At 37.5% G+C, this 22,842-nt stretch carries 25 protein-coding genes and 5 pseudogenes; 28 read left to right on the forward strand and 2 right to left on the reverse strand.

Annotated features, from left to right (window positions below; translation table 11 throughout):
• Positions 1-4 precede the first annotated feature (4 nt).
• The 17 genes and pseudogenes from rnz to rfbB all read left to right on the forward strand — a co-directional run bounded on the left by rnz (position 5) and on the right by rfbB (position 13,449).
• On the forward strand, positions 5-934 hold the full coding sequence (rnz, locus tag STRIC_RS11355) for a ribonuclease Z (protein ID WP_008090805.1): 930 nt from the start codon (positions 5-7) through the stop codon (positions 932-934).
• A complete protein-coding gene (locus STRIC_RS11360; protein WP_008090818.1) occupies positions 934-1,698 on the forward strand; it encodes an SDR family NAD(P)-dependent oxidoreductase in 765 nt (254 codons plus the stop codon). The genes rnz and STRIC_RS11360 overlap by 1 nt, the downstream gene beginning before the upstream one ends.
• Positions 1,695-3,914 carry a single-stranded-DNA-specific exonuclease RecJ gene (gene recJ, locus STRIC_RS11365; RefSeq protein WP_008090598.1) on the forward strand — a complete coding sequence of 740 codons (2,220 nt, stop codon included), beginning with the start codon at positions 1,695-1,697 and terminating at the stop codon, positions 3,912-3,914. The genes STRIC_RS11360 and recJ overlap by 4 nt, the downstream gene beginning before the upstream one ends.
• A gap of 12 nt (positions 3,915-3,926) precedes the next feature.
• The gene (locus STRIC_RS11370; RefSeq protein ID WP_008090544.1) at positions 3,927-4,298 is read left to right on the forward strand and encodes a TIGR02328 family protein; all 372 of its coding nucleotides are present in this window, start codon (positions 3,927-3,929) and stop codon (positions 4,296-4,298) included.
• A gap of 81 nt (positions 4,299-4,379) precedes the next feature.
• Positions 4,380-4,898, forward strand: coding sequence for an adenine phosphoribosyltransferase (locus STRIC_RS11375; RefSeq protein WP_008090735.1), 519 nt, complete (start codon positions 4,380-4,382; stop codon positions 4,896-4,898).
• A 63-nt stretch (positions 4,899-4,961) separates the two neighbouring features.
• The gene (locus STRIC_RS11380; protein ID WP_008090596.1) at positions 4,962-5,642 is read left to right on the forward strand and encodes a DnaD domain-containing protein; all 681 of its coding nucleotides are present in this window, start codon (positions 4,962-4,964) and stop codon (positions 5,640-5,642) included.
• Complete coding sequence (gene nth, locus STRIC_RS11385) at positions 5,642-6,292, forward strand: endonuclease III (RefSeq protein WP_008090542.1); 651 nt, start codon at positions 5,642-5,644, stop codon at positions 6,290-6,292. The genes STRIC_RS11380 and nth overlap by 1 nt, the downstream gene beginning before the upstream one ends.
• A 73-nt stretch (positions 6,293-6,365) precedes the next feature.
• Positions 6,366-6,677, forward strand: a pseudogene (locus STRIC_RS11390) (PadR family transcriptional regulator).
• Between the two features lie 11 nt (positions 6,678-6,688).
• Complete coding sequence (locus STRIC_RS12030; RefSeq protein ID WP_008090738.1) at positions 6,689-7,036, forward strand: DUF2812 domain-containing protein; 348 nt, start codon at positions 6,689-6,691, stop codon at positions 7,034-7,036.
• Positions 7,037-7,072: 36 nt separating this feature from the next.
• Positions 7,073-7,312: a hypothetical protein gene (locus STRIC_RS12035; RefSeq protein WP_083835456.1), complete on the forward strand. Its 240-nt coding sequence runs from the start codon at positions 7,073-7,075 to the stop codon at positions 7,310-7,312.
• A 71-nt stretch (positions 7,313-7,383) separates the two neighbouring features.
• Complete coding sequence (locus STRIC_RS11400) at positions 7,384-8,070, forward strand: tRNA (adenine(22)-N(1))-methyltransferase (protein WP_008090827.1); 687 nt, start codon at positions 7,384-7,386, stop codon at positions 8,068-8,070.
• A complete protein-coding gene (locus STRIC_RS11405; protein WP_008090532.1) occupies positions 8,060-8,848 on the forward strand; it encodes a Nif3-like dinuclear metal center hexameric protein in 789 nt (262 codons plus the stop codon). The genes STRIC_RS11400 and STRIC_RS11405 overlap by 11 nt, the downstream gene beginning before the upstream one ends.
• 18 nt (positions 8,849-8,866) lie before the next feature.
• Positions 8,867-9,688 (forward strand): annotated as a pseudogene (locus STRIC_RS12250) (ZIP family metal transporter).
• A 5-nt stretch (positions 9,689-9,693) separates the two neighbouring features.
• Positions 9,694-10,803: an NAD(P)/FAD-dependent oxidoreductase gene (locus STRIC_RS11415; protein ID WP_008090725.1), complete on the forward strand. Its 1,110-nt coding sequence runs from the start codon at positions 9,694-9,696 to the stop codon at positions 10,801-10,803.
• Positions 10,804-10,860: 57 nt separating this feature from the next.
• Positions 10,861-11,730 (forward strand): glucose-1-phosphate thymidylyltransferase RfbA, encoded by an 870-nt coding sequence (gene rfbA / locus STRIC_RS11420; protein WP_008090500.1) that lies wholly within the window; start codon positions 10,861-10,863, stop codon positions 11,728-11,730.
• Positions 11,730-12,323 carry a dTDP-4-dehydrorhamnose 3,5-epimerase family protein gene (locus STRIC_RS11425; protein ID WP_008090549.1) on the forward strand — a complete coding sequence of 198 codons (594 nt, stop codon included), beginning with the start codon at positions 11,730-11,732 and terminating at the stop codon, positions 12,321-12,323. Before rfbA ends, STRIC_RS11425 begins: the two co-directional genes overlap by 1 nt.
• A 76-nt stretch (positions 12,324-12,399) precedes the next feature.
• Positions 12,400-13,449, forward strand: coding sequence for a dTDP-glucose 4,6-dehydratase (rfbB, locus tag STRIC_RS11430; protein ID WP_008090644.1), 1,050 nt, complete (start codon positions 12,400-12,402; stop codon positions 13,447-13,449).
• A 48-nt stretch (positions 13,450-13,497) separates the two neighbouring features.
• On the opposite strand, the gene STRIC_RS11435 is transcribed toward rfbB, so the two are convergent.
• Complete coding sequence (locus STRIC_RS11435; protein ID WP_008090653.1) at positions 13,498-13,689, reverse strand: hypothetical protein; 192 nt, start codon at positions 13,687-13,689, stop codon at positions 13,498-13,500.
• 185 nt (positions 13,690-13,874) lie between these two features.
• On the opposite strand from STRIC_RS11435, the gene STRIC_RS11440 reads away from it, so the two are divergent.
• From STRIC_RS11440 to STRIC_RS11450, 3 genes are read left to right on the forward strand one after another with little or no spacing between them, the layout of a single operon-like run.
• The gene (locus STRIC_RS11440) at positions 13,875-14,363 is read left to right on the forward strand and encodes an NUDIX hydrolase (protein WP_008090759.1); all 489 of its coding nucleotides are present in this window, start codon (positions 13,875-13,877) and stop codon (positions 14,361-14,363) included.
• A 60-nt stretch (positions 14,364-14,423) separates the two neighbouring features.
• Positions 14,424-15,602, forward strand: coding sequence for an AI-2E family transporter (locus tag STRIC_RS11445; RefSeq protein WP_040832568.1), 1,179 nt, complete (start codon positions 14,424-14,426; stop codon positions 15,600-15,602).
• Positions 15,592-16,830: a tetratricopeptide repeat protein gene (locus STRIC_RS11450; RefSeq protein ID WP_008090715.1), complete on the forward strand. Its 1,239-nt coding sequence runs from the start codon at positions 15,592-15,594 to the stop codon at positions 16,828-16,830. Before STRIC_RS11445 ends, STRIC_RS11450 begins: the two co-directional genes overlap by 11 nt.
• Before the next feature lie 29 nt (positions 16,831-16,859).
• On the opposite strand, the gene STRIC_RS11455 is transcribed toward STRIC_RS11450, so the two are convergent.
• Complete coding sequence (locus STRIC_RS11455) at positions 16,860-18,509, reverse strand: Rqc2 family fibronectin-binding protein (RefSeq protein ID WP_008090812.1); 1,650 nt, start codon at positions 18,507-18,509, stop codon at positions 16,860-16,862.
• A gap of 206 nt (positions 18,510-18,715) precedes the next feature.
• On the opposite strand from STRIC_RS11455, the pseudogene STRIC_RS11460 reads away from it, so the two are divergent.
• The 8 genes and pseudogenes from STRIC_RS11460 (at position 18,716) to STRIC_RS13115 (ending at position 22,823) form a co-directional block, all read left to right on the forward strand.
• A pseudogene (locus STRIC_RS11460) lies at positions 18,716-19,668 on the forward strand (IS30 family transposase).
• A 160-nt stretch (positions 19,669-19,828) separates the two neighbouring features.
• Positions 19,829-20,095: pseudogene (locus tag STRIC_RS11465) on the forward strand (hypothetical protein); the annotation flags it as partial.
• A 36-nt stretch (positions 20,096-20,131) separates the two neighbouring features.
• Positions 20,132-20,395, forward strand: a complete 264-nt coding sequence (locus STRIC_RS11470) for a DUF3850 domain-containing protein (protein ID WP_008087306.1) — start codon at positions 20,132-20,134, stop codon at positions 20,393-20,395.
• 387 nt (positions 20,396-20,782) lie between these two features.
• The gene (locus STRIC_RS12825) at positions 20,783-20,941 is read left to right on the forward strand and encodes a hypothetical protein (RefSeq protein WP_008090693.1); all 159 of its coding nucleotides are present in this window, start codon (positions 20,783-20,785) and stop codon (positions 20,939-20,941) included.
• A pseudogene (locus STRIC_RS11480) lies at positions 20,931-21,645 on the forward strand (DUF2786 domain-containing protein). The gene STRIC_RS12825 and the pseudogene STRIC_RS11480 overlap by 11 nt, the downstream one beginning before the upstream one ends.
• A complete protein-coding gene (locus tag STRIC_RS11485; RefSeq protein WP_008087291.1) occupies positions 21,642-21,821 on the forward strand; it encodes a hypothetical protein in 180 nt (59 codons plus the stop codon). Before STRIC_RS11480 ends, STRIC_RS11485 begins: the two are co-directional and overlap by 4 nt.
• Positions 21,822-21,825: 4 nt before the next feature.
• Positions 21,826-22,320: a replication initiator protein A gene (locus tag STRIC_RS13110; RefSeq protein ID WP_008086950.1), complete on the forward strand. Its 495-nt coding sequence runs from the start codon at positions 21,826-21,828 to the stop codon at positions 22,318-22,320.
• Entirely contained in the window at positions 22,317-22,823 is a 507-nt protein-coding gene (locus tag STRIC_RS13115; protein ID WP_008087040.1) for a hypothetical protein, read from the forward strand. The genes STRIC_RS13110 and STRIC_RS13115 overlap by 4 nt, the downstream gene beginning before the upstream one ends.
• Positions 22,824-22,842 lie beyond the last annotated feature (19 nt).

Below are 22,842 nucleotides of genomic sequence, written 5' to 3' on the forward strand. Positions count from 1 at the left end.
CTGTATGGAATTACAATTTTTAGGGACTGGAGCTGGTCAACCAGCCAAACAACGTAATGTGTCCAGTTTAGTTTTAAAACTTTTGGATGAAATTAACGAAGTTTGGATGTTTGATTGCGGTGAAGGTACCCAAAGACAAATCTTGGAGACGACTATCAAGCCTCGGAAAATTAAAAAAATTTTTATCACTCACTTACATGGGGATCATATTTTTGGTTTGCCAGGATTCTTGTCCAGCCGTTCCTTCCAAGCTAGTGAAGAACAAACCGATATTGAGATCTACGGTCCAGTCGGTATTAAAACTTATGTAACAACCAGTTTAAAAATCTCAGGCTCTCGACTTCCTTATCGCATTCATTATCATGAATTTGATGAGCAATCTCTGGGGAAAATTTTAGAGACTGATAAATTCACGGTTTATGCTGAACGCCTAGCGCATACTGTTTTTTGTATGGGCTATCGTGTTGTCCAAAAAGATTTAGAAGGCACTTTAGATGCGGAGGCTCTTAGAGCAGCAGGAGTTCCTTTTGGTCCACTTTTTGGTCGTATTAAGAACGGTCAGGATATCACATTAGAGGATGGCCGTCAGATCCTGGCTAAAGATTTCATCTCTGCTCCCAAAAAAGGTAAGATAGTAACCATTATCGGAGACACTCGTAAAACATCAGCCAGTGTTCGATTGGCTAAGGATGCAGATGTCCTAGTTCATGAATCTACCTACGGCAAAGGAGATGATCGCATTGCTAGAAACCATGGCCATTCAACTAATATGCAGGCTGCGCAAATTGCTTTAGAAGCTGGCGCTAAACGCTTATTGTTGAACCATGTGTCAGCTCGATTTTTAAGCAGAGACTGCCGTCAAATGGAAAAAGATGCTGCTAGCATTTTTGAAGCAGTAAAAATGGTACGAGATTTAGAGGAAGTGTTAATTTAATGACGCAACGAGTGATTTTAGTGACAGGGGCTTCTGGAGGTTTGGCACAAGCCATTATTAATCAATTACCAAAAGAAGACCAGTTGATTTTATTAGGTCGCCAACAAGAAAAATTAGAAGCTTTGTATAGCCATATTCCCTTGAAAATTTGTATTGGTATTGATATCAAGGGTGCTAAGGCTATTAAAGAGGTGCTAGATCAGATTCATGAGCAATTTGGTCATATTGATATTCTTATTAATAATGCTGGATTTGGAGCCTTTAAAAACTTTAATCAGTTCACATCATCTGAGATTGATGAGATGTTTGCTGTCAATAGCTTAGCTAGCATCCACTTTGCGAGACTGATAGGTGAGAAAATGGCTCAGGCAAAATCAGGGCATATTATTAATATTGTTTCCATGGCTGGCTTAATTGCATCCTCTAAGTCCACCATTTATTCAGCAACTAAGTTTGCAGTGATTGGTTTTTCAAATGCCTTACGCTTGGAATTGGCAGATAAAGGTGTTTATGTGACAACGGTTAATCCAGGTCCTATTGCAACTTCTTTTTTTGACACCGCAGACCCGTCTGGTACTTACCTTGCTAGTGTCAAGAAATTTACCCTCCAAGCTGATCAAGTTGCTGCTAAAGTGATTGCTATTTTAGGAAAAAACAAGCGAGAAGTAAACATGCCTTTTAGTTTAGCTCTAGCGCATAAATGTTACACCCTTTTTCCTAGAATCTCAGATTATCTCGCAAGAAAGGTATTTAATTATAAATGATTAAATCCAAATACATGTGGCATATTGCAGAAAAGAAGCCAGATTCTGGCTTCTTTAAGCTAGCAAAAGCAAAAGGGCTCAGTCAAGTAGCCGCAGAAACTGCTTATCAAAGAGGAATTGATACAGAATCAAAACTAGACAGTTTTTTAAGAGCTGATTTATCAGACTTACACGATCCTTTTTTATTAAATGATATGGGTAAAGCAGTTAATCGTATCCGATTGGCCATTGAAACTGGGGAGCAAATTCTGATTTATGGTGATTATGATGCAGACGGCATGACATCGGCTTCTATTGTCAAGGAGTGCCTTGAAATGATGGGAGCAGAACCTCTCATTTATTTACCTAATCGTTTCACAGATGGATACGGGCCTAACCAAAGTGTTTATAAATATTTTATTGAGCAGGAATCCGTCTCTTTAATTATCACGGTAGATAATGGAGTTTCGGGATATGATGCTATTTCATATGCTCAAGAGTGTGGTGTCGATGTCATTGTCACGGATCACCATAGTTTACCTGAACGTTTACCGGAAGCTTTTGCCATTATCCATCCTGAGCATCCTAATGCCAACTATCCCTTTAAAAAGCTAGCAGGTTGTGGTGTAGCCTTTAAATTAGCGACAGCCCTATTGGAGGAAATACCTACAGATTGCTTGGATTTGGTAGCCATTGGAACCATTGCTGATATGGTAAGTCTTCAAGACGAAAATCGTATTTTGGTAAAAAATGGGTTACAACTCTTAAAACAAACGGAAAGAATTGGCCTCCAAGAACTAATGACCATCTCTCAAGTTGATTTTAATCAATTTGACGAGGATGTGGTTGGTTTTAAATTAGCCCCTCAATTGAACGCTTTGGGAAGATTGGACGATCCCAATCCAGCCATTAATTTGCTTACGGGCTTTGATGATCAAGAAGCTCACGACATTGCTGTGATGATTAACGAGAAGAACGAAGAACGCAAATCATTAGTTGAGTCAATTGTTAATGAGGCTATGACCATGATTGATCCTCAAAAACCTGTTCAAGTGTTAGCTAAAGCAGGCTGGCATCCCGGTGTTTTAGGTATTGTGGCTGGTCGCATTATGGAAACGATTAGTCAAACGGTCATTGTTCTAACTATCGACAACGGTATGGCAAAAGGATCAGCTAGAAGTTTGGAAAGCATTGATATTTTTGAAGCATTGAGTCCTAAGAGAGACTTGTTCACTTCTTTTGGAGGACACGCGGGTGCAGCTGGAATGACTTTACCAGTTGACCATTTGGATGCCTTGTCGGAGACGTTATGTCATTATATTGCTGAAAAGCAAATTGATACCGCAGCTAAAAATACCTTGGTGCTAGATGACCATTTAAACTTACAAGAGTTAGATATTGATACCATAAAAGGAATCAATCGATTAGCTCCTTTTGGTATGGATAATCCTAAGCCTCTCTTTTATTTTGACCATTTCAAGGTTACGCAAGCCAGAGCAATAGGACAAGATCAAAATCATCTTAAGTTACGGGTAAAAAAAGGGAATGTGGAGATTGATGCACTAGCCTTTGGACAAGGAAAGTGGCTTCAAGAATACCAACAGTCTCAGGGGATTGAGTTAGCTCTTAGTCTATCAATTAATCATTGGAACGGAAATACCAGTCTTCAGTTAATGGTTATAGATGCAAGGGTTTCTGGTGTTCAGTTATTTGATATGCGATCAAAAACAGCCCAATTACCTGAGCACATACCAACCATTGAAGAAGATACTAGTGCTAAATGCATAGTGATTAATGAGATTCCAGAAGCCTTTGAAGAGTGGCAACAACAATTTTATGGCAAAGACTTTGAGGCTATTTATTTTAAAAATCATATTAAAAATCCTTACTACCTAACCGGTTTTGGTAGTAGAGATCAATTTGCAAAGCTTTATAAAACCATTTATCAATTTCCAGAATTTGATTTAAGGTATAAATTAACCGAATTAAGCGAGTACTTGAAGATAGAAAAAATCTTATTAATTAAAATGATTCAGATTTTTGAAGAATTAGGTTTTGTTCAGATTAATGACGGGGTCATGTCTGTCAATCGTGATGCTACAAAGAAAGAGATTTCTGAGAGCATCATTTATCAAGACCTTAAAAAATTAGTCAAATTTCAAGAATTGATGGCTCTAGCAAGTCCACAGGAAATTTATGATTATCTCGTTTTAACTTCTGAATCAACTAAAAAGTGAGGTAAACAGAACATGAGACTTTGGCATCAAGAGTTATTGCCCTTCTTACCGCGCCAGCAATTGCTAGGACAGCACCGAGAATGCGCTGCTTTGAGAGGTAAGGGGTGGGGGAGACCGCATACAACGGTTAATTACGTTTTTCATTATTCCCCCTATAAACTCTACCAATATCATCTCTTAGTCATGCAAGAGATGCAAAAAAGAGGCTATCAACCAGATGCTAAATGGTTTGAAACAGACTACAGAGGAAAACATCACCCAGTTTATGAACAGCTAATTCCTGTGACTCTTGAGACACCTATCTACCCTGAGCACACCAAAGCTTATAGGGAAGAATGCTTGGAAAATCTGGCTGAAAAAGGGATAATTTTAGAGATAGCATAAAAGTTATTTTACCTAAAAGTGATTTCATGATATAATGAAGAGTATTTTATTTTTGGCTATGGCCACTAGAAAGAATTAATTATGGACTTAACAAATTATATTGCATCAATTGACAATTACCCTAAAGAAGGTATTACCTTCCGTGACATCTCACCTCTCATGGCTGATGGAAAAGCTTATAGCTATGCCATTCGTGAGATTGCACAGTACGCTTGCGATAAGGATATCGACATGATTGTTGGACCAGAAGCGCGTGGGTTTATTATCGGTTGTCCAGTAGCTGTTGAGTTAGGTATTGGTTTTGCTCCCGTTCGTAAACCAGGAAAACTTCCAAGAGAAGTTGTCTCAGCAGATTATGAAAAAGAATATGGTCTAGATACCTTGACAATGCATTCAGATGCTATCAAGCCTGGCCAACGTGTTATGATTGTTGATGATCTTTTAGCAACTGGTGGAACAGTTAAAGCAACCATCGAAATGATTGAAAAACTTGGTGGAATTGTGGCTGGTTTTGCCTTTCTTATTGAGTTAGAAGGCTTAAATGGTCGCCATGCTATTGGTGATTATGACTACAAAGTGTTAATGCAATTTCCTGGCTAAACCCAAATCAGTTCAACGTTATTAGAAAAGCTTGACTCACAAAGCGAGCTTCATTGAGGGATTATGAGTTTTTTAGAACATTATAAGTCAGGCAACTTGGTACTTCCAAGTGCCTTACTTTTTCATTACAAGGATATTTTTAAGAGTTCAGATGATTTCTTAGTTTGGCAGTTTTTCTATCTTCAAAACTCAACTAAATTAGAGGATTTAGCTCCAAGTCAAATTGCTAATGCTCTGGGCAAATCCGTAGCAGAGGTTAATAAAGCCATTTCGTCATTGACCAGCCAAGATTTATTGGATATGAAGACTATTGAGTTGGCAGGTGAAATTGAAATCATTTTTGATGCTAGTCCTGTTTTAGTAAAATTAGACCAGTTGATTGAAGAAGAACAGGCTGATTCTCAGGAAGTTCAGACAAATCCTAATCAATTCAAGAGCTTAGTGGAGGAGTTTGAGCGAGAGTTGGGGCGTTTTCTCAGTCCTTTTGAGTTAGAAGACCTTGAACAAACCATTAAAGGTGATAAGGCTGATCCAGAGCTGATTAGAGAAGCTTTGCGAGAAGCTGTTTTTAATGGAAAAACGAACTGGAAATACATTCAAGCTATTCTAAGAAATTGGCGTAAAGAAGGTATTTCAACTCTAAAACAAGTACAAGAAAGAAAACGTGCTAGAGAAGATGTAAGCTCCTCTCAGGTAACAGTCTCTGATGATTTTCTTGCTGCCATGAATCTTTGGAGCGACTAATGAGAATTGGAAAAGAGAGATTAGCAAAAGTCTTGACCATCATTGGCCAAATGTTTCCTGAGGCTAAGGGAGAGTTAGATTGGGAAACTCCCTTTCAATTGTTGATTGCGGTGATTTTATCAGCTCAAACGACAGATAAGGCCGTCAATAAGGTAACTCCTGGACTATGGCAGTCTTATCCAGAAATAGAAGACTTAGCTTCTGCCAAACTTTCTGATGTTGAAAATGCTTTGAGAACGATTGGTCTCTACAAAAATAAGGCCAAAAATATTATTAAAACTGCTCAGGCCATTCGTGATGAGTTTAATGGTCAAGTTCCAAAGACCCACAAAGATCTTGAAAGCTTACCAGGTGTTGGTCGCAAAACAGCTAATGTGGTATTGGCAGAAGTTTATGGCGTTCCAGCTATTGCGGTTGATACTCATGTGGCTAGAGTCTCAAAGAGGCTCAATATTTCATCGCCAGATGCCGATGTCAAGCAGATTGAAGCAGATTTGATGGCTAAAATCCCAAAGAAAGATTGGATTGTCACTCACCATCGATTGATTTTCTTTGGACGTTACCATTGTTTAGCCAAAAAACCAAAATGTGAGATTTGTCCTGTTCAGTCTTACTGCAAGTATTATAAAGAATTACAAAAACTTAGTTAAAGCTAAGTTTTTTCTTTTGCCAACTATACAGTTGACATATATAGTTGAACTGTACAATAAGTGAGGACTTAACATGAAAAGACATAAAAATCTTCCACTCACAGAAACTACTTCTTATATTCTTTTAGCCTTGTTAGAACCTGGACATGGTTATCACATTATGCAAAAAGTAGAGGAGATGAGCGATGGTGATGTGAGAATAGCTGCTGGAACCATGTATGGTGCTATTGAGAATTTATTAGATTAGAAATGGATTGCCCCCTATCCTAGTCAAGATAAGAGACGAAAAGTTTATCATATTACCTCAGCTGGTAAGGAAATATTGGCACTTGAAGTCAAACGGATTCGAAAAATGAGTCAACTTGCCCAAAGTTTTGATTTATAAGGAGTTAGAACATGAAAAAAATACACTTTTTTGCTTACGATTTGGAAAAAGAAGAAGCTTGGATCAATCGCATTCAGTCTAAGGGTTATGTCTTAGAAAAGGTAGGTATCTTTTTACCGCTTTATACCTTTAAACGTTCAAAAGAAAGTGAAGAAAGGTTAGTCAGATTAGATTATCGTAAGTTTAAAGATTATGAAACCTATGAGGATTACCAATCTCTTTTTGAAGATTGTGGTTGGAAACATCTTTCAGGCAGCTTGACCTCTGGTGTTCACTATTTTCAAAGAGTTGACCCACAAGCTACTTCAGATATTTTTTCGGACTTGAGTTCGACATTAGAAACCAAAGAGAGGGTTTAGAAGAATTTAACAGCTAATCTTTACTTTTTTGTATTTTTGACGCTTTTCATCGTCTACAATCATTTCCAAGTCAATGCTTATGCTTTAGATCCTAAATCATGGTACTACACTCCAGGATTATGGCAGATGTCAGGAACATCATTTTGGTTTGCTTTTCTTTTTGAAACACCATTTGCTATTGTGTTTCGTAGCCCCTTGTTTCCTCTTATTTATGTGATTTATACCCTTTATTTAATCAAATCCTTTGTCAATTTACGTCGTAAGGGATGGCAATAATCTAGGAATGATAGGTTTTTCCTATCATTTTTTGTTATAATATGTTTACTAATGTATAGAAAGATAGGAAAATGGAACATCAATTATCAAAGCGTTTAAAAAGTGTGGCTAGCTTTATTCCAAAAGGAGCCAAATTATTAGATGTGGGCAGTGATCATGCTTACTTACCTATTTATGCCATAGAAGAAAGCCAGATTTCTGAAGCTATTGCAGGAGAGGTCGTTACAGGTCCTTATGAATCAGCGCTGAAAAATGTTTCTCAGGCAGGTTTGGAAGATAAAATTCAAGTTCGATTAGCTAATGGTCTAGAAGCTTTTGACCAACGTGATCAGGTAAGGGTTATCACTATTTGTGGCATGGGTGGCCGCTTGATCGTGGATATTTTAGAAGCTGGTAAGGAAAAGTTACAGACGGTAGAACGTCTGATCCTTCAACCAAATAATAGAGAAGATGATTTGCGTCAATGGCTGATGGCCAATGAGTTTACCATAGTGGCAGAAACTATCCTGTGTGAAAACGACAAATATTATGAAATCATCGTTGCTGAGCATGGTGAAATGACCTTATCCACGACAGAATTGCGTTTTGGTCCCTACCTTTCTCAGGAAAAATCAGTCATTTTTAAGGAGAAGTGGCAACGAGAAATGGATAAGTTAACGTATGCTTTGTCCTGTATCCCAGAAGAAAAAACACAAGAGCGTCAGCTTCTCTTGACAAAAATGCAACTTATAAAGGAGGTTACTGGGAATGAAAGCTAAAGATTTGATTGAACGCTATGAACGTTTTTGCCCACTTGGGTTATCGATGGAAGGAGACGTTAAAGGTCTTCAAATGGGTTCATTGGATAAAGATATTCGTAAGGTTATGATTACTTTAGATATCCGAGAGTCAACAGTAGCAGAAGCCATTGAAAATGGGGTTGATCTCATTATAACTAAGCATGCTCCTATCTTTAAACCGCTTAAAGATCTGGTTTCAACCCCTCAAAGAGATATTCTCCTTGATTTGGTCAAGCATGATATTGCAGTCTATGTGAGTCATACAAATATTGATATTGTCTCAGATGGCTTAAATGATTGGTTTTGTGAGCTATTAGGAATAAGTGAAACAAGTTTTTTAAAGGAAGCTTCCCAAGGTCAAGGGATTGGTCGCATTGGTGTGATACCAGAACAATCTTTAGAAGATTTGGCTAAAAAAGTGAAAGAGACCTTTGGCTTAGATGCGGTTCGCCTTGTTCGATATGATCAGGAAAATCCCATGGTATCGAAAATTGCCATTTGTGGAGGAAGCGGTGATGATTTTTATTCAGATGCCCTCGCTAAAGGAGCTCAAGTCTATATTACAGGAGACATCTATTACCATACGGCTCAAGAAATGCTAACAGAAGGTCTCTTTGGTATTGATCCTGGACATCACATTGAAGTACTCTTTATTTCAAAATTGTTAGAAAAGTGTGAACAATGGAAGACAGAGAATGCCTGGGATGTCCATTTTATAGGGAGTCAGATTTCAACGAACCCTTTTAGTCATTTATAAGAGAAGAGGAATTAATAAGTGGGGTGGCTTTTAGAACAGAATCTTATTTTATTAGCATTTTTGGCGGGACTTTTTACATGGGGTGCTACTATTTTTGGTGCAGCCATTGTCTTCTTTTTTAAACGCATCAGTCGTCGATTACTGGATATTATGATGGGATTTGCGGCTGGTGTCATGATAGCAGCCTCTTTTTGGTCTTTGTTAGAACCCTCCATTTCCTATGCCAAAGCAGATGGACGTGTTTGGTCTTGGTTTCCTGCAGCTATCGGTTTTTTATTAGGTGGCTTATTTATCATAATGATAGACGCCTTAGTTCCTCACTGATATTTGGATAAGGAAGTATCAGAAGTTGAAGGGCTTCAACCTGCTCACAAATTATCCAAAACAAGTCTGCTCTTTTTAGCGATTACCATTCACAATATTCCTGAAGGGTTAGCCATAGGGGTAACTTTTGGAGCTTTGGGTCATGGAGATGTTCCCAAGTCCGCTTTGCTGGGAGTTTTAGGACTGGCTATTGGTATTGGACTTCAAAACATACCAGAAGGCGCTGCGCTATCTATTCCCATTCGAGCCGATGGGAAATCGCGCTTCAAAGCCTTTGTTTGGGGAGCAATGTCAGCAATTGTTGAGCCGATTGGTGCCGTAGTTGGAGCAGCTTTGGTCCTTGTTATGCTGCCCATCTTACCTTATGCCCTCTCATTTGCAGCAGGAGCTATGATTTTCGTAGTGGTTGAGGAACTCATTCCTGAATCACAAACAAATGGCAACACAGATGTTGCCACCTTAGGATTGATGCTAGGATTTGTGATTATGATGGTCATGGATGTAGCCTTAGGATAGGAAAAATGACAAAAATAGCAATTATAGGAGCAGGGATTGTAGGTGCTAGTGCAGCCTACTTTTTAAAAGAAAAAGGTTATCAAGAAGTCGTTCTTTTTGATAAGGAAGAAGGTCAGGCGAGTAAGGCAGCAGCTGGTATCATTTGCCCTTGGTTTTCAAAACGTCGTCACAAAGCTTGGTATAAAATGGCTCGACTCGGAGCTGACTTTTATCAAGAACTAGTTGAGAAGCTAGCAAAAGATGGTTATGAGACCAGTTTTTATCAACAAACAGGCGTCTATCTTTTGAAAAACAAAGAAAAACAATTAGAAGCCCTTTATGATTTAGCAAATGAACGAAGAGCCATATCACCCTTGATTGGAGACTTAAGGTTACTGTCAAAGGAAGAAGTAGCTAGTGCATTTCCTGGTCTTCAAGGCTTTGATAATTGTTTATGGGCTAGTGGTGCTGCTCATGTCGATGGTAAGCGTTTATGTCAAACCTTGATAAGTGCCAGTGGCTATCCCATTTATCGTAAATCAGTTAACCTATTGCCTTTAGAAAAAGGCTATCAGATTGATGGAGATTATTTTGATGTGGTTATTTTAGCTGCGGGAGCTTGGCTCCCTCAACTCTTAAGTCCGTTGGGTTATGAGGTTGATGTTCGTCCTCAAAAGGGACAATTAATTGATTACCAAATGGAAGCCTTACAAACAGATGATTATGCGGTGGTTATGCCTGAAGGAGAGCTGGATATTATTCCTTTTGATAAAGGAAAGATTTCAGTAGGGGCTAGTCATGAAAATGATAAAGGATATGATGTGACTTTAGATTATGCCATTCTCAATCATTTAGAAAAAGAAGCTCTTCATTATTTTCCTAGCCTAAAAGAGGCCAAAGAAAAAAGGTATCGCGTTGGGATAAGAGCCTATACCAGTGACTATTCTCCCTTTTATGGAATGGTTCCTGGATTAGAAAATCTCTATGCGGCTAGCGGTCTAGGATCTTCGGGATTAACAACAGGTCCTTTGATTGCCCATGAAATGGTTGCACTTTTGACAGGTGGTGACCAAAGATTAGATGCCAATGACTATCCTATTACGACTTACCTAATTCCAGCTGATGGTAAAAAGTGACACTGCTTTCAAAAAATGATAAAATACTATAGTACAATTTAGAAGAGGAGAACTACTATGAAAGGTATTATTCTAGCAGGAGGTTCAGGGACACGTCTATATCCCCTTACTCGTGCTGCATCAAAACAATTGATGCCCATTTACGACAAACCAATGATTTACTATCCGCTTTCAACACTGATGTTGGCTGGTATTAAAGATATTTTAATCATTTCTACCCCTCAAGACCTTCCACGATTTGAAGAATTGCTAGGTGATGGGTCAGAATTTGGTATTCGTTTGTCTTATAAAGAACAACCAAGCCCAGATGGTTTGGCACAAGCCTTTATTATTGGTGAAGAGTTTATCGGTGATGATCGTGTGGCCTTGATTTTGGGAGATAATATCTATCACGGTAATGGCTTAACGAAGATGCTCCAAAAAGCTGCTGCTAAAGAAAAAGGAGCAACTGTATTTGGCTACCAAGTGAAAGACCCAGAACGTTTTGGTGTGGTTGAATTCGATGATGACATGAATGCCATTTCCATCGAAGAAAAACCCCTAGAGCCAAAATCTCATTATGCTGTTACAGGATTGTATTTCTATGACAATGATGTGGTTGAGATTGCTAAAAATATTAAACCAAGCCCTCGCGAAGAGCTTGAGATTACAGATGTTAACAAGGCCTATTTGGAACGCGGTGACTTGTCTGTTGAGTTAATGGGACGAGGCTTTGCTTGGCTTGATACTGGAACTCACGAAAGTCTTCTAGAGGCTGCACAATATATCGAAACGGTTCAACGTCTCCAAAATGCACAAGTGGCTAATTTGGAAGAAATTGCTTACCGTATGGGTTATATTAGCAAAGAAGATGTTCACGAGCTAGCGCAATCCTTGAAGAAAAATGAATACGGACAATACTTACTCCGTTTGATTGGAGAAGCCTAATGAATGATAATTTCTTTGGTAAAACCTTAGCCGTTCGCCAGATTGAAGAGATTCCTGGTTTGCTTGAGTTTGATATTCCTGTCCATGGTGATAACCGTGGTTGGTTTAAAGAAAATTTCCAAAAGGAAAAGATGTTGCCACTAGGCTTCCCAGAAAGCTTCTTTGCTGAAGGAAAATTACAAAATAATGTCAGCTTTTCGCGTAAACATGTCTTACGTGGTTTGCACGCAGAGCCATGGGATAAGTATATTTCTGTGGCAGACGGCGGTAAAGTCCTTGGGACTTGGGTAGACCTTCGTGAAGGGGATAGTTTTGGTAAAACTTATCAGACTATTATTGATGCTTCAAAAGGTATCTTTGTTCCTCGTGGCGTAGCTAATGGTTTTCAAGTCTTATCAGATACCGTCTCTTATAGTTATTTGGTTAATGATTACTGGGCACTGGAGTTAAAACCAAAATATGCTTTTGTTAACTATGCTGACCCAGCATTAGGTATTAAATGGGAAAATCTTGATCAGGCAGAAGTCTCAGAAGCCGACAAGAACCACCCTTTATTAAAGGATGTCAATCCTCTAAAGGCTCAAGACCTTTAAAAATAGGGTAGGAATCATTTTTTGATTGCCCTTATTTGAATTTATAAAAAACAAATTTATTCTTAAGGAACAAAACATGTCAGAATATAAAAATATTATTGTTACAGGCGGAGCTGGTTTTATCGGCTCTAACTTTGTGCACTATGTTTACAATAATCATCCAGATGTTCACGTAACGGTATTGGATAAGTTAACTTATGCAGGAAATAAAGCCAATATCGAAAGCATCTTAGGTGACCGTGTTGAATTAGTAGTTGGTGATATTGCTGATGCTCCCTTAGTGGATCAACTAGCAGCTAAAGCTGATGCCATCGTTCACTATGCAGCGGAAAGTCATAATGATAATTCATTAAACGACCCAAGCCCATTTATTCATACTAACTTTATTGGAACCTATACGCTTTTAGAAGCTGCTCGTAAATACGATATTCGTTTCCATCATGTCTCAACAGATGAAGTTTATGGAGATCTTCCATTGCGTGAAGATTTGCCAGGACATGGTGAAGGAGAAGGTGAGAAGTTTACTGCAGAAACCAAATATAATCCATCATCACCTTACTCATCAACCAAAGCTGCTTCAGATTTGATTGTCAAAGCGTGGGTAAGATCGTTTGGTGTTAAAGCGACGATTTCAAACTGTTCTAACAACTATGGTCCTTACCAACACATTGAGAAATTTATTCCACGCCAAATTACCAATATCTTGTCTGGTATCAAACCAAAACTTTATGGTGAAGGTAAAAATGTCCGCGACTGGATTCATACCAATGACCACTCAACAGGTGTTTGGGCTATCTTAACCAAAGGTCGTATCGGCGAAACTTACTTAATCGGTGCTGACGGTGAGAAAAATAATAAAGAAATTCTTGAATTGATTCTGGAAAAAATGGGTCAACCTAAAGACGCTTATGATCATGTGACTGACCGTGCTGGACATGATTTACGCTATGCTATTGATTCTAGAAAACTCCGTGAAGAATTAGGTTGGACACCAGAATTTACTAATTTTTCAGAAGGTCTAGAAGAAACTATTGCCTGGTATAGTCAAAACCAAGATTGGTGGAAAGCAGAAAAAGAAGCTGTTGAAGCTAACTACGCTAAGACACAGGAAATTATTGCAAAATAAAAGAGGTAAAAGGGTCTTTTAGTCCCTTTTACTTCTTTTTTAGTGATTTTATTTGTTAAAGAAACCTTTGACCTTTTCAAAAGCATCTTGAACAAAGTCATTTCCCTCAACCATTGCTTTTGCCTTGTCAAAATAGTCACCAAGCTCTGCTTTATGTTCTTCAACAAAGGCTTTAGCAGCAGCAAAATCTTTTTTAGCAATTAGGTTTTTAACCTCATCAAATAGTTCTTGTGGTTTCATAAGAACCTCCTTGTTTTTTCTTTATTTAACCATAAGGAAAGCCTTTTCGCAAGTTATTACCTTTTCAAAAAAAGATTTCTTAATATTGACAGATTTTTCTCATATCTCAGGGTCTAACTATAAAATCGTAGCATATTTTCATCAGATTGGTATAATAGTATCAAATGAGAAAAGGACTAAGATAGATGACCCAATTAGCTACTATTTGTTATATTGACAACGGAGAGTCTTTGTTACTCTTACACCGTAATAAAAAAGAAAATGATGTTCATGAAGGCAAGTGGATTTCAGTGGGTGGTAAGCTAGAAGTAGGTGAGACTCCTGATGAATGTGCGCGTCGCGAGATTTTGGAAGAAACACACTTGACAGTTAAAGAAATGGATTTTAAGGGGATTATTACTTTCCCAGAATTTACTCCCGGACATGACTGGTATACCTATGTCTTTAAAGTGACTGATTTTGAAGGACAACTGATTGCTGATGAGGATTCAAGAGAAGGTACTTTGGAATGGGTTCCTTATGACCAAGTTCTACAAAAGCCTACTTGGGAAGGGGATTACGATATTTTTAAATGGATATTGGAAGATCGTCCCTTCTTTTCAGCAAAATTTATCTATGATGAAAAGAATCATCTAAGGGACAAATCAGTTACCTTTTACCCCAAAGATATCTGAAGATTTAGGATAGCCAAATAGACATTTAATATTCTTAAAGAGGAAAGGAATGCTAGTTTAATGCAATTAAACACCAAAACCAGAAAACGAGATAGCTTATTTTATAAATGGATTTTAGACAATCAGGCTGTAATGGCACTAATGATAACCTTCTTAGTTTTTTTAACCATTTTTGTTTTCACAAAAATTTCATTTATATTTACTCCAATTTTTTCATTTTTTGCGGTTATCATGTTACCCATGGTCATCTCCACAATCCTATATTATTTAACGAAACCATTAGTTGATTTGATTGAACATTTAGGACCAAGTCGAACCACCTCAATTTTTATTGTATTCGGTTTATTCATTTGCTTATTAGTTTGGGCAGTTTCTGGATTTATTCCAATGATTCAAACACAAAGTAGAAGCTTTATTGAGGATTTACCCAAATATGTTGGAAAAGTTAATGTTGAAGCTAATAAGGTTTTGGAAAATGAGTGGTTGGTCAACTATAAACCTCAATTACAAGATCTCTTAGCAGAAACTAGCCAAAAAGCACTTGATTATGCCCAAACTTTTTCCAAAAATGCCATTGATTGGGCAGGTAATTTTGCTGGAGCAATTGCACGCATCACTGTTGCTATTATTATTTCACCTTTTATTTTATTTTACTTCCTTCGTGATAGCGGTAAAATGAAAAACGGTTTGGTTGATGTTTTACCAATCAAATGGCGTCAACCCATTTCACGTGTTCTAGGAGATATTAATAAACAGTTATCAGGTTATATGCAAGGACAAGTGACAGTTGCCATTATTGTAGGATTGATGTTCTCCATCATGTTTAGTATTGTTGGTTTAAAATACTCAATTACCTTTGGGATTATAGCGGGTTTTTTAAATATGATTCCTTACTTAGGAAGCTTTTTAGCTATGATTCCGGTGATTATTATGGGCTTGGTTCAAGGTCCTTTGATGCTTGTTAAAGTGCTGATTATCTTCACCATTGAACAAACCATTGAAGGTCGTTTTGTGGCACCGCTAGTATTAGGAAACAAATTGAGTATTCATCCCATTACGATTATGTTCTTATTGTTAACTGCTGGTTCTATGTTTGGTGTGTGGGGTGTCTTCTTAGTGATTCCGCTTTATGCTTCAGTCAAAGTAGTGGTCAAAGAAATTTTCGACTGGTATAAAGCTGTTAGTGGCATGTATGAAGAAGAATTAGTGGAAAAAGAGGAGTTAGGAAATGTTGAATAGTGAAAAGATGGTGGCATCTCTTGATCAGCAAGACCTGCCTCATGCTCAGAAATATTTTGAAAAAGCTTTAAAAGAAGATGATGCAGAATCCTTGTTAGCTCTAGCTGAGTATTTAGAAAGCATTGGGTTTTTATCTCATGCCAAAAGAATTTACCAGCAACTTCAGGAGACTTATCCCGAAGTTTTGATTAATCTAGCTCAAATTGCAGCAGAAGATGGACAAATCGAAGAAGCCTTTCTTTATTTAGACCAAATACCTTCAGATAGTCCAGATTATATTGCTTCACTTTTGGTTATGGCAGACCTCTATGATATGGAAGGCTTAACCGATGTGGCTCGTGAAAAGCTCTTAAAAGCTAGTCAATTAAGTCAAGAGCCCCTTATTATTTTTGGATTAGCAGAGATTGAAATGGCCTTAGAACATTATCAAGAAGCCATTGAACAATACGCTAAATTAGATAATCGTCAAATACTAGAATTAACGGGCTTCTCAACTTATCAGCGAATAGGACATGCCTATGCCAATTTAGGAAAATTTGAAGCGGCAACGGAATTCTTGGAGAAAGCTATCGCTATTGAATACGATGATGAAACGCTCTTTGAATTGGCGACTCTCTTGTATGATCAAGGTCATTATCAACGAGCTACACTTCATTTCAAGCAACTGGAGACTATGAATCCAAACTTTCCAGGTTATGAGTTTATTTTTGCCAAAAGTCTTCACCAAGAACATAAAACTGAAGAAGCACTACGCCTCATTCAACAAGGCTTAAGAAAAAATGCCTTTGATAGCCAATTACTTTTATTCACCTCACAATTGGCCTATGAATTGCATGACTTAGAGAGTGCTGAACGTTATTTACTTGAAGCAAAAGAAGTAGCTGTTGATACTGACGATATCTTAATGCGCTTGAGTAATCTTTATTTAGCAAGTGAACGATTTGAGGAATTACTTGCTTTAGAAAGCGAAGACATTGATAATGTCTTGACCAAATGGAACTTAGCAAAAGCGCATCAAGCTTTAGATAATGAAGAAGAAGCATTGCATCTATATGATGCCATTTATACTGACTTACAGGAGAATCCAGAATTTTTACAAGATTATACCTATCTACTTAGAGAGTTTGGTCAGTATGAAAAGGCTATCCAATTAGCAGAAACATATGTGAAATTGGTCCCTGATGACCTTAATATGAAAAGCTTTTTAGATGATTTAAAGCATGATTAAGACAGTATAAAAGGAGCCTTAGGCTCCTTTTAACGTTTCATGGCTTTTATTTTAGCTTCTTCAGGTGTTACCCGCAAAGTTTTTTGTCCCGTATAGGTGACAAAACCTGGCTTAGAGCCACTTGGTTTATGAAGTTTTTTGGCTTCAATCATATCAACCTGAACAAGATTGGATAGTCTCGCCTTTGAGTAATAAGCAGCTAGTTCAGCAGCGTCAGTCTTTACCTCATCACTAGGAGATAAGTTATCTTTAATTAAGACATGACTTCCTGGAATGTCTTTGGCATGAAACCAAAGTTCTCCCTTTTTGGCCATTTTAAAGGTAACTTCTTCGTTTTGAAGATTATTTCGTCCCACCAGAATAATCGTTTTTCCATCAGAAGCTAAATATTCTTCAGGTTTTTTACGCTTATGGCGTTTGTCACGATGTTTGCCTTTTAGGAATCCTGCTTGGAAGAGTTCTTCACGAATATCGTCAATATCTTCTCTGCTTGCTTGACTTAAGGTATAATCAACGCTTTCAAGGTAAGTGATGGTTTCTTTGGTTTCTTTAATTAAGCCAGATAAATGCTTAACAGCTTCTTTTAATTTTTGATATTTTTTAAAGTAGCGTTGGGCATTTTGATTGGGTGTAAGGGCTTTATCAAGAGCAATGGTTAGTTTTTCACCCGTGTAATAGTTGTCTAGCTCGACAAAGTCTTTGTTATTTGGTACTAGACTCAGGTAGGTTGTCAGCAACTCACCCTTTTGGCGAAAGTCTTCAGCATGATCGGTAGCCAGTAACTCATCTTCTTGTTTGAGAAGTTTTTTTCGGTTTTTATCTAGTTCATTTTGAATGCGATGCAAAAGATCACTGGCCTGCTGATTGATGCGATCTCTTTCGGCTTTATCTTGATAATAATAATCCAAAAGCTCAGATAAGGAGCCAGAAAATGGTTGTGCTCCTTTGAAAGCAATGGGCGCAAAAGATTTATCAGTCAGATGAGGACGAGTCTTTTCTTGAAAGAAGTGACGAAAAGACTTGAGTTTATCAGAAGTTAAGACTTGTGATAATTCCTTAGCAGTATCCCTCCCCAAACCTTGAAAATAAGTTTGTAAGGCTTTAGGAGTCAGTTCTTGAGTCTGCAAAATCTCAAATAGTTTGATATCAGGAATGGTAAAGGGGTCTAAGGCATTGGTTTGAGGTGGAGCGCTATAGGTAGACCCAGGTAAAATAGTACGGTAAGAATTTTGAGAAAATCCGACGTGTTTAATAGATTCAATGATTTTATTTTGATTACGATCCACTAAGATGATGTTGCTATGTTTTCCCATAATCTCAATAACTAAAGTGGCTTTAATCGCATCTCCAATTTCATTTTTGTTAGAGACTGTCATTTCAATGATGCGGTCATTTTGGAGTTGTTCGAAGCTTTCAATCACAGCTCCTTGAAGGTATTTCCGCATAATCATGGTGAAGGTATTGGGAAACTGAGGATTTTGAAGATCAGCCTCTGTAATCTGAACCCGCCCAAAAACAGAGTGAGCTGAAAGCAGTAATTTATAGTTTTGGCGATTTTGTCGTATAGTCAGAACTAATTCGCGCTCAAACGGTTGATTGACTTTTTGGATGCGACCATAAAGAATGGCTTCCTTGAGTTCCTTTGTTAAATGATGTAAGAAAAAGCCGTCAAAAGACATGGTTTCTCCTTTCTGAATTCTAATCTCTTCATTATACCATAAAAGTAGGGCAGACAGTCTGACTATAAGAAAGAAGCATTTAATGAAAATGAAAATGCCTTGAAATCGAAAGTTCTAAAATGAAGTTAGCCACTTGAGTGTATGAAAAAAACATCTCAGAGAGATATAATTGTAATCACGACAAGAACAATTAGAAAGACTCTGAAATGCAAGACTATTATACACCAAAAGGGAAGCATTTAACACTAACCGACCGCAGAAATATAGAACGTTGGCTTCGAGAAGGATACTCCAACCGTGAAATAGCAAGAAGATTAGCGAAAGCTCCTCAAACGATTCACAATGAGATTAAACGTGGGCAAGTCAGACAAAAAGTACGTCAGGGTAAGTTTGAGTTGGTCTATTCAACGGATTATGCTCAAAAAGTTTATGAGAATAATCGTAAGAGGTCTGTCAAACCAGCTAAATTAACGAAAGCCCTAAAAGACAAGATTTTGCATTATCTGAAGCAGAAATACTCGCCGGAGATGATGGTAAAAGCCAAAGGTGTGGAGGCTCATAGATCGTCCATCTACTACTGGATTCATCATGGTTACCTCGGTGTTACTGCAAAAGCTATGCTTTATCTTAGACTGAAAAAACTCCCAAAAAGTAAGCTAGTCCCAACTTTATGCCTTCTGGTAAGTCCATTCAAGAGTGACCCGGGGACATCAATAATTGGGAAAATATCGGCGATTTTGAGATTGATACTGTCATTCAGACAAAGGTTAAACATGAGTGTCTCTGGACTCTGACAGATCGTAAGAGCCGCTATTAGATTATTCGTCTCATTCCTGATAAGTTGGCTTCTTCGGTGAATACCGCTTTGAGAGCCATCTTACAATATTATCAAATCAAGTTCCATTACAGCAGATAACGGTACTGAATTTAGTCGTTTATCTGAGGTTTTTGACCCTGATAACATCTATTACGCTCATCCTTTTTCCTCTTGGGAGAGGAGGACCAATGAAAATCAAAATAGACTGATCCGACGTTGTTTACCAAAGGGAAGTAAAAATGCGACTCAGAAACAAATCGCATTATTGAAAATTGGATTAACAATTATCCTAAGAAAATACTTGATTACAAATCTCCTAGAGTGTTTTTGCAAAATGGCTAACTTGGACTTGAAATTTAGCAAATGCCTTGAAATGGCTGAAATGAGAGAGTAAGTGTCTAGAGTTTTGGGAAACGTAAAATTGAATACCCTATAGCTTAAGAGAACGAGAAATTCGTTCTCTTTTTTCGTTGCCTAAAACTGCTGAAAGGACACAAAACAGATGTCAAATAATATTGAAATCATCATGGATATTGAAACTCTAGACATATTTGAAGTGATAGATCTTGATGAAGAGAAAGAAGTGCCTGTTTCAGATTCTGAAACTTTTCCTAAAAAAGAGAAAGCATCTTCATATGATGATCTAAACAGAATTTGGTTAAGAAATGGTTATTATTACAAACCTTCAAGCCTTCTATAGGAAGTTGTAAGAGATGCCATCATCCATGAATTAAGCCCTCGAAATAAACACGGAACATATCCCTACTATTTATTGAATTATTGAAGCTGCAGAGGAGGAAAAGAAGTGACACAACACATGCTGAACTGTTATCCAGAGTATTTTAAGGCTATTATGGATGGGACAAAGACATTTGAATGTCGCTATAACGATAGAGATTTTAAAGTTGGCGATGAACTGTTACTGAGAGAATATGATCCCAAAAAAGGATACACCTATCCCTATCGCTGTATTGTTAGAAAAATAACTTATATTCTATCGGACTTTATCGGTCTAAAAGATGGTTATGTAATTTTAGGAGTGACAAATGAGCCCATTGATTATTTTTAACATTAGTTTTGCTTTTGTCTTCTACCCCATGTTTATCAGTAACTATCACAAGAGGGAACCTTATTTGTTAGACTTGTTTCTCTTTGTCATAAATGCTTTGGCATCAATGTATACGATTTTTAATTACTTGGGCTTGCTGAAGTGAGAAGTTGGAAAAGGGGAGATGTTATGACACAAGAAGAAATAGATCAAATGATTGAAGACTGGGTGGAAAATGGATTCTCTAGTGAATTAAAACAATTGATACCGGAGAAGGAGATAGGCTGATATGGCTATTACAGATAGAAAATTATTTTTAAGTACTTTAAAAATGCTAGAAGCAGATCTATCCTATTAGAACACCTAAAGTCATCCATACTTGATAATACAGCAGTCGATTTAGAAAACGTGCCATTTGCAGGAACTAATTCTACTAATCTAGATGAAGCTATCCAATGCTACATTGACTACGGGGAATTGCCGCTAAGTGGGAAACTAGAAGATTTTTGGAAAGCCTATGAACAAGCTCTACAACTAGATAATTTAGAGGAAGAATATGGAAAATAAAATCATTGGAAAAGTACAAAACCTACTTGAATTGGCTTATGATGCACCAAATGACGAGGAATGGCAAACGGCGCTTCTGATGGCTCAAAAAACTTATGGTTAAGCATAAGTTGTCTATGAGTGATATTAAGGCCACTCAAAGAAATGATAACATAGGCGAGACAGTAGGGCATTGGGAATACAGGATGGTGTGGTGGAAAGAAAAACTGGCAGCCATTCTAGGTGAAAATTTTCGATGTAAAACCATACGAAGAAGACTGGTTAAAAAAGGTATTACTCAGATGATTTTCTTTGGGTATGATACGGATGCTGAATTATGCACTAAAGTTTATGAAGGTGCTCTATTGTATCTTGACTATCGCCTAAAACGACTTTTCCCTACAGTTTCTAAAGCACGTTGGAAGGATTATAAAAAATCTTACTTACTAGGTTTCTTAGAGGGACTTAATCAACGTTTCAAAGAACAAATTCAATCATCAGAAGAATTCGCGTTAGTGGTTCAAGTTCCAGCAGAAGTTTTAAAAGAACAGCGACTTCGGATGGGAGACTTAAAAACAAAAACAGTGACTATTCAAGTTGAACTTGATTCTGAGGCATATGTGACTGGTCTTAAACAGGCGAAAGCAACAAGGTTAATGCCTGAAGAATTGATTAACAAAAATAGTATTCAAATACTAATATTGGTTGAAAAGGAGAATTCATGACATCAAAACAATCTGCACTAGCGCAATTAACCAAAAATATGATGGTCGTCGACCTCATGAAACAAACAGGATGGTCACGAGAAAGAGTCCTTAAAGCCTTAGAATGGCTAGAAGCAGAAAAGACAGTTCAGTTTTCTGCTAATGGCAGTCTTAACTTAAGAATTTTTGAGGGGTGATACCATGACTGGTTTAGATCAATTTTCAGCGATTACGCTAGAACAAATGCAAACATCTGAAAGTTTTTTTAGGATGCCTTGGGTACTTTGGGAAGATACTCATTACCAAAACTTGGTATCAGATGGCAAAACGCTTTATGGCATGATGAAGAATCGTTTAGAACTCTCTGCTAAGAATGGTTGGGTAGATGAAGTAGGGCGTGTATATATTCAGTTTTCAAATGCAGAGATTCAACGTTATTTTAATTGCTCCAAACCCAAAGCCATCAAGCTAAAAAACGCTCTAGCGGACTATGGCTTAATCTATGAAGTTAATCAGTATTCTAATGCGGACGGGCAAGTGGCTAATCGTATTTATGTAGGCAATGTTATGACCTATGATGCTGAGAAATATAAACAAGAACGTATTGAACGCCAAGAGAAAGCCTTTCAAAAAAGACAAGAACAACATCAAAAGACCCCCAGTAAAAATATTTTACCGGGGGGTCAAAAAAATTGACGGGGCCAGTCAAAAATATTGACCCGAATTATATTAATACTAGTAATACTAACTCTAGTAAAGATAATAATAGTTCTAGAAAGGCTGTGCCCGATTCTGACGAACGGCCACAACCTACTGAAACTAATAACACTTCTTTCCAAGAACATTCTGTGACCTATGTTCCGCCTAAATATTATTCGCTCTTACAAGTAATTGCGGACAGGTATAATGGCAAGTTTTGTCAGATTGACCTCTTTACAGGAAATTCTCAAAATTATAGTTTGACGCATAAGCAAAAAATGATGATTGGTCAGTACTTGACACAAGAGTATATCACAAGTCATGAAGTAATCGATATGATTGAACGAATGCCTTATGACTGTGAGCACCCTCTAGCTTATCTCATGAAGATGCTTGAAAACCTCAAGGAAGAAAGGCGATTGGAAGCTAAAATTATAGCCCATAGACAAGCTGAATTAAGGTATTCAAGAGGAGTTGAGGAAGAAAATAATGATAGTTAAAGATAATGAGGAAAAACCA

The sequence above is a fragment of the Streptococcus ictaluri 707-05 genome (assembly GCF_000188015.2).
Lineage (GTDB): Bacteria > Bacillota > Bacilli > Lactobacillales > Streptococcaceae > Streptococcus > Streptococcus ictaluri.

Coding starts and splice junctions, on each gene's coding strand:
- STRIC_RS11360 (WP_008090818.1), top strand. CDS start 934: ATGACGCAACGAGTGATTTTAGTGACAGGGGCTTCTGGAGGTTTGGCA.
- STRIC_RS11380 (WP_008090596.1), top strand. CDS start 4,962: ATGAGTTTTTTAGAACATTATAAGTCAGGCAACTTGGTACTTCCAAGT.
- STRIC_RS11375 (WP_008090735.1), top strand. CDS start 4,380: ATGGACTTAACAAATTATATTGCATCAATTGACAATTACCCTAAAGAA.
- STRIC_RS13110 (WP_008086950.1), top strand. CDS start 21,826: ATGACTGGTTTAGATCAATTTTCAGCGATTACGCTAGAACAAATGCAA.
- STRIC_RS11415 (WP_008090725.1), top strand. CDS start 9,694: ATGACAAAAATAGCAATTATAGGAGCAGGGATTGTAGGTGCTAGTGCA.
- rnz (WP_008090805.1), top strand. CDS start 5: ATGGAATTACAATTTTTAGGGACTGGAGCTGGTCAACCAGCCAAACAA.
- STRIC_RS11435 (WP_008090653.1), bottom strand. CDS start 13,689: ATGAAACCACAAGAACTATTTGATGAGGTTAAAAACCTAATTGCTAAA.
- STRIC_RS11450 (WP_008090715.1), top strand. CDS start 15,592: ATGTTGAATAGTGAAAAGATGGTGGCATCTCTTGATCAGCAAGACCTG.
- STRIC_RS11455 (WP_008090812.1), bottom strand. CDS start 18,509: ATGTCTTTTGACGGCTTTTTCTTACATCATTTAACAAAGGAACTCAAG.
- STRIC_RS11445 (WP_040832568.1), top strand. CDS start 14,424: ATGCAATTAAACACCAAAACCAGAAAACGAGATAGCTTATTTTATAAA.
- STRIC_RS11425 (WP_008090549.1), top strand. CDS start 11,730: ATGAATGATAATTTCTTTGGTAAAACCTTAGCCGTTCGCCAGATTGAA.
- nth (WP_008090542.1), top strand. CDS start 5,642: ATGAGAATTGGAAAAGAGAGATTAGCAAAAGTCTTGACCATCATTGGC.
- STRIC_RS11485 (WP_008087291.1), top strand. CDS start 21,642: ATGACATCAAAACAATCTGCACTAGCGCAATTAACCAAAAATATGATG.
- rfbA (WP_008090500.1), top strand. CDS start 10,861: ATGAAAGGTATTATTCTAGCAGGAGGTTCAGGGACACGTCTATATCCC.
- recJ (WP_008090598.1), top strand. CDS start 1,695: ATGATTAAATCCAAATACATGTGGCATATTGCAGAAAAGAAGCCAGAT.
- STRIC_RS11405 (WP_008090532.1), top strand. CDS start 8,060: ATGAAAGCTAAAGATTTGATTGAACGCTATGAACGTTTTTGCCCACTT.
- rfbB (WP_008090644.1), top strand. CDS start 12,400: ATGTCAGAATATAAAAATATTATTGTTACAGGCGGAGCTGGTTTTATC.
- STRIC_RS11440 (WP_008090759.1), top strand. CDS start 13,875: ATGACCCAATTAGCTACTATTTGTTATATTGACAACGGAGAGTCTTTG.
- STRIC_RS11370 (WP_008090544.1), top strand. CDS start 3,927: ATGAGACTTTGGCATCAAGAGTTATTGCCCTTCTTACCGCGCCAGCAA.
- STRIC_RS11400 (WP_008090827.1), top strand. CDS start 7,384: ATGGAACATCAATTATCAAAGCGTTTAAAAAGTGTGGCTAGCTTTATT.
- STRIC_RS12030 (WP_008090738.1), top strand. CDS start 6,689: ATGAAAAAAATACACTTTTTTGCTTACGATTTGGAAAAAGAAGAAGCT.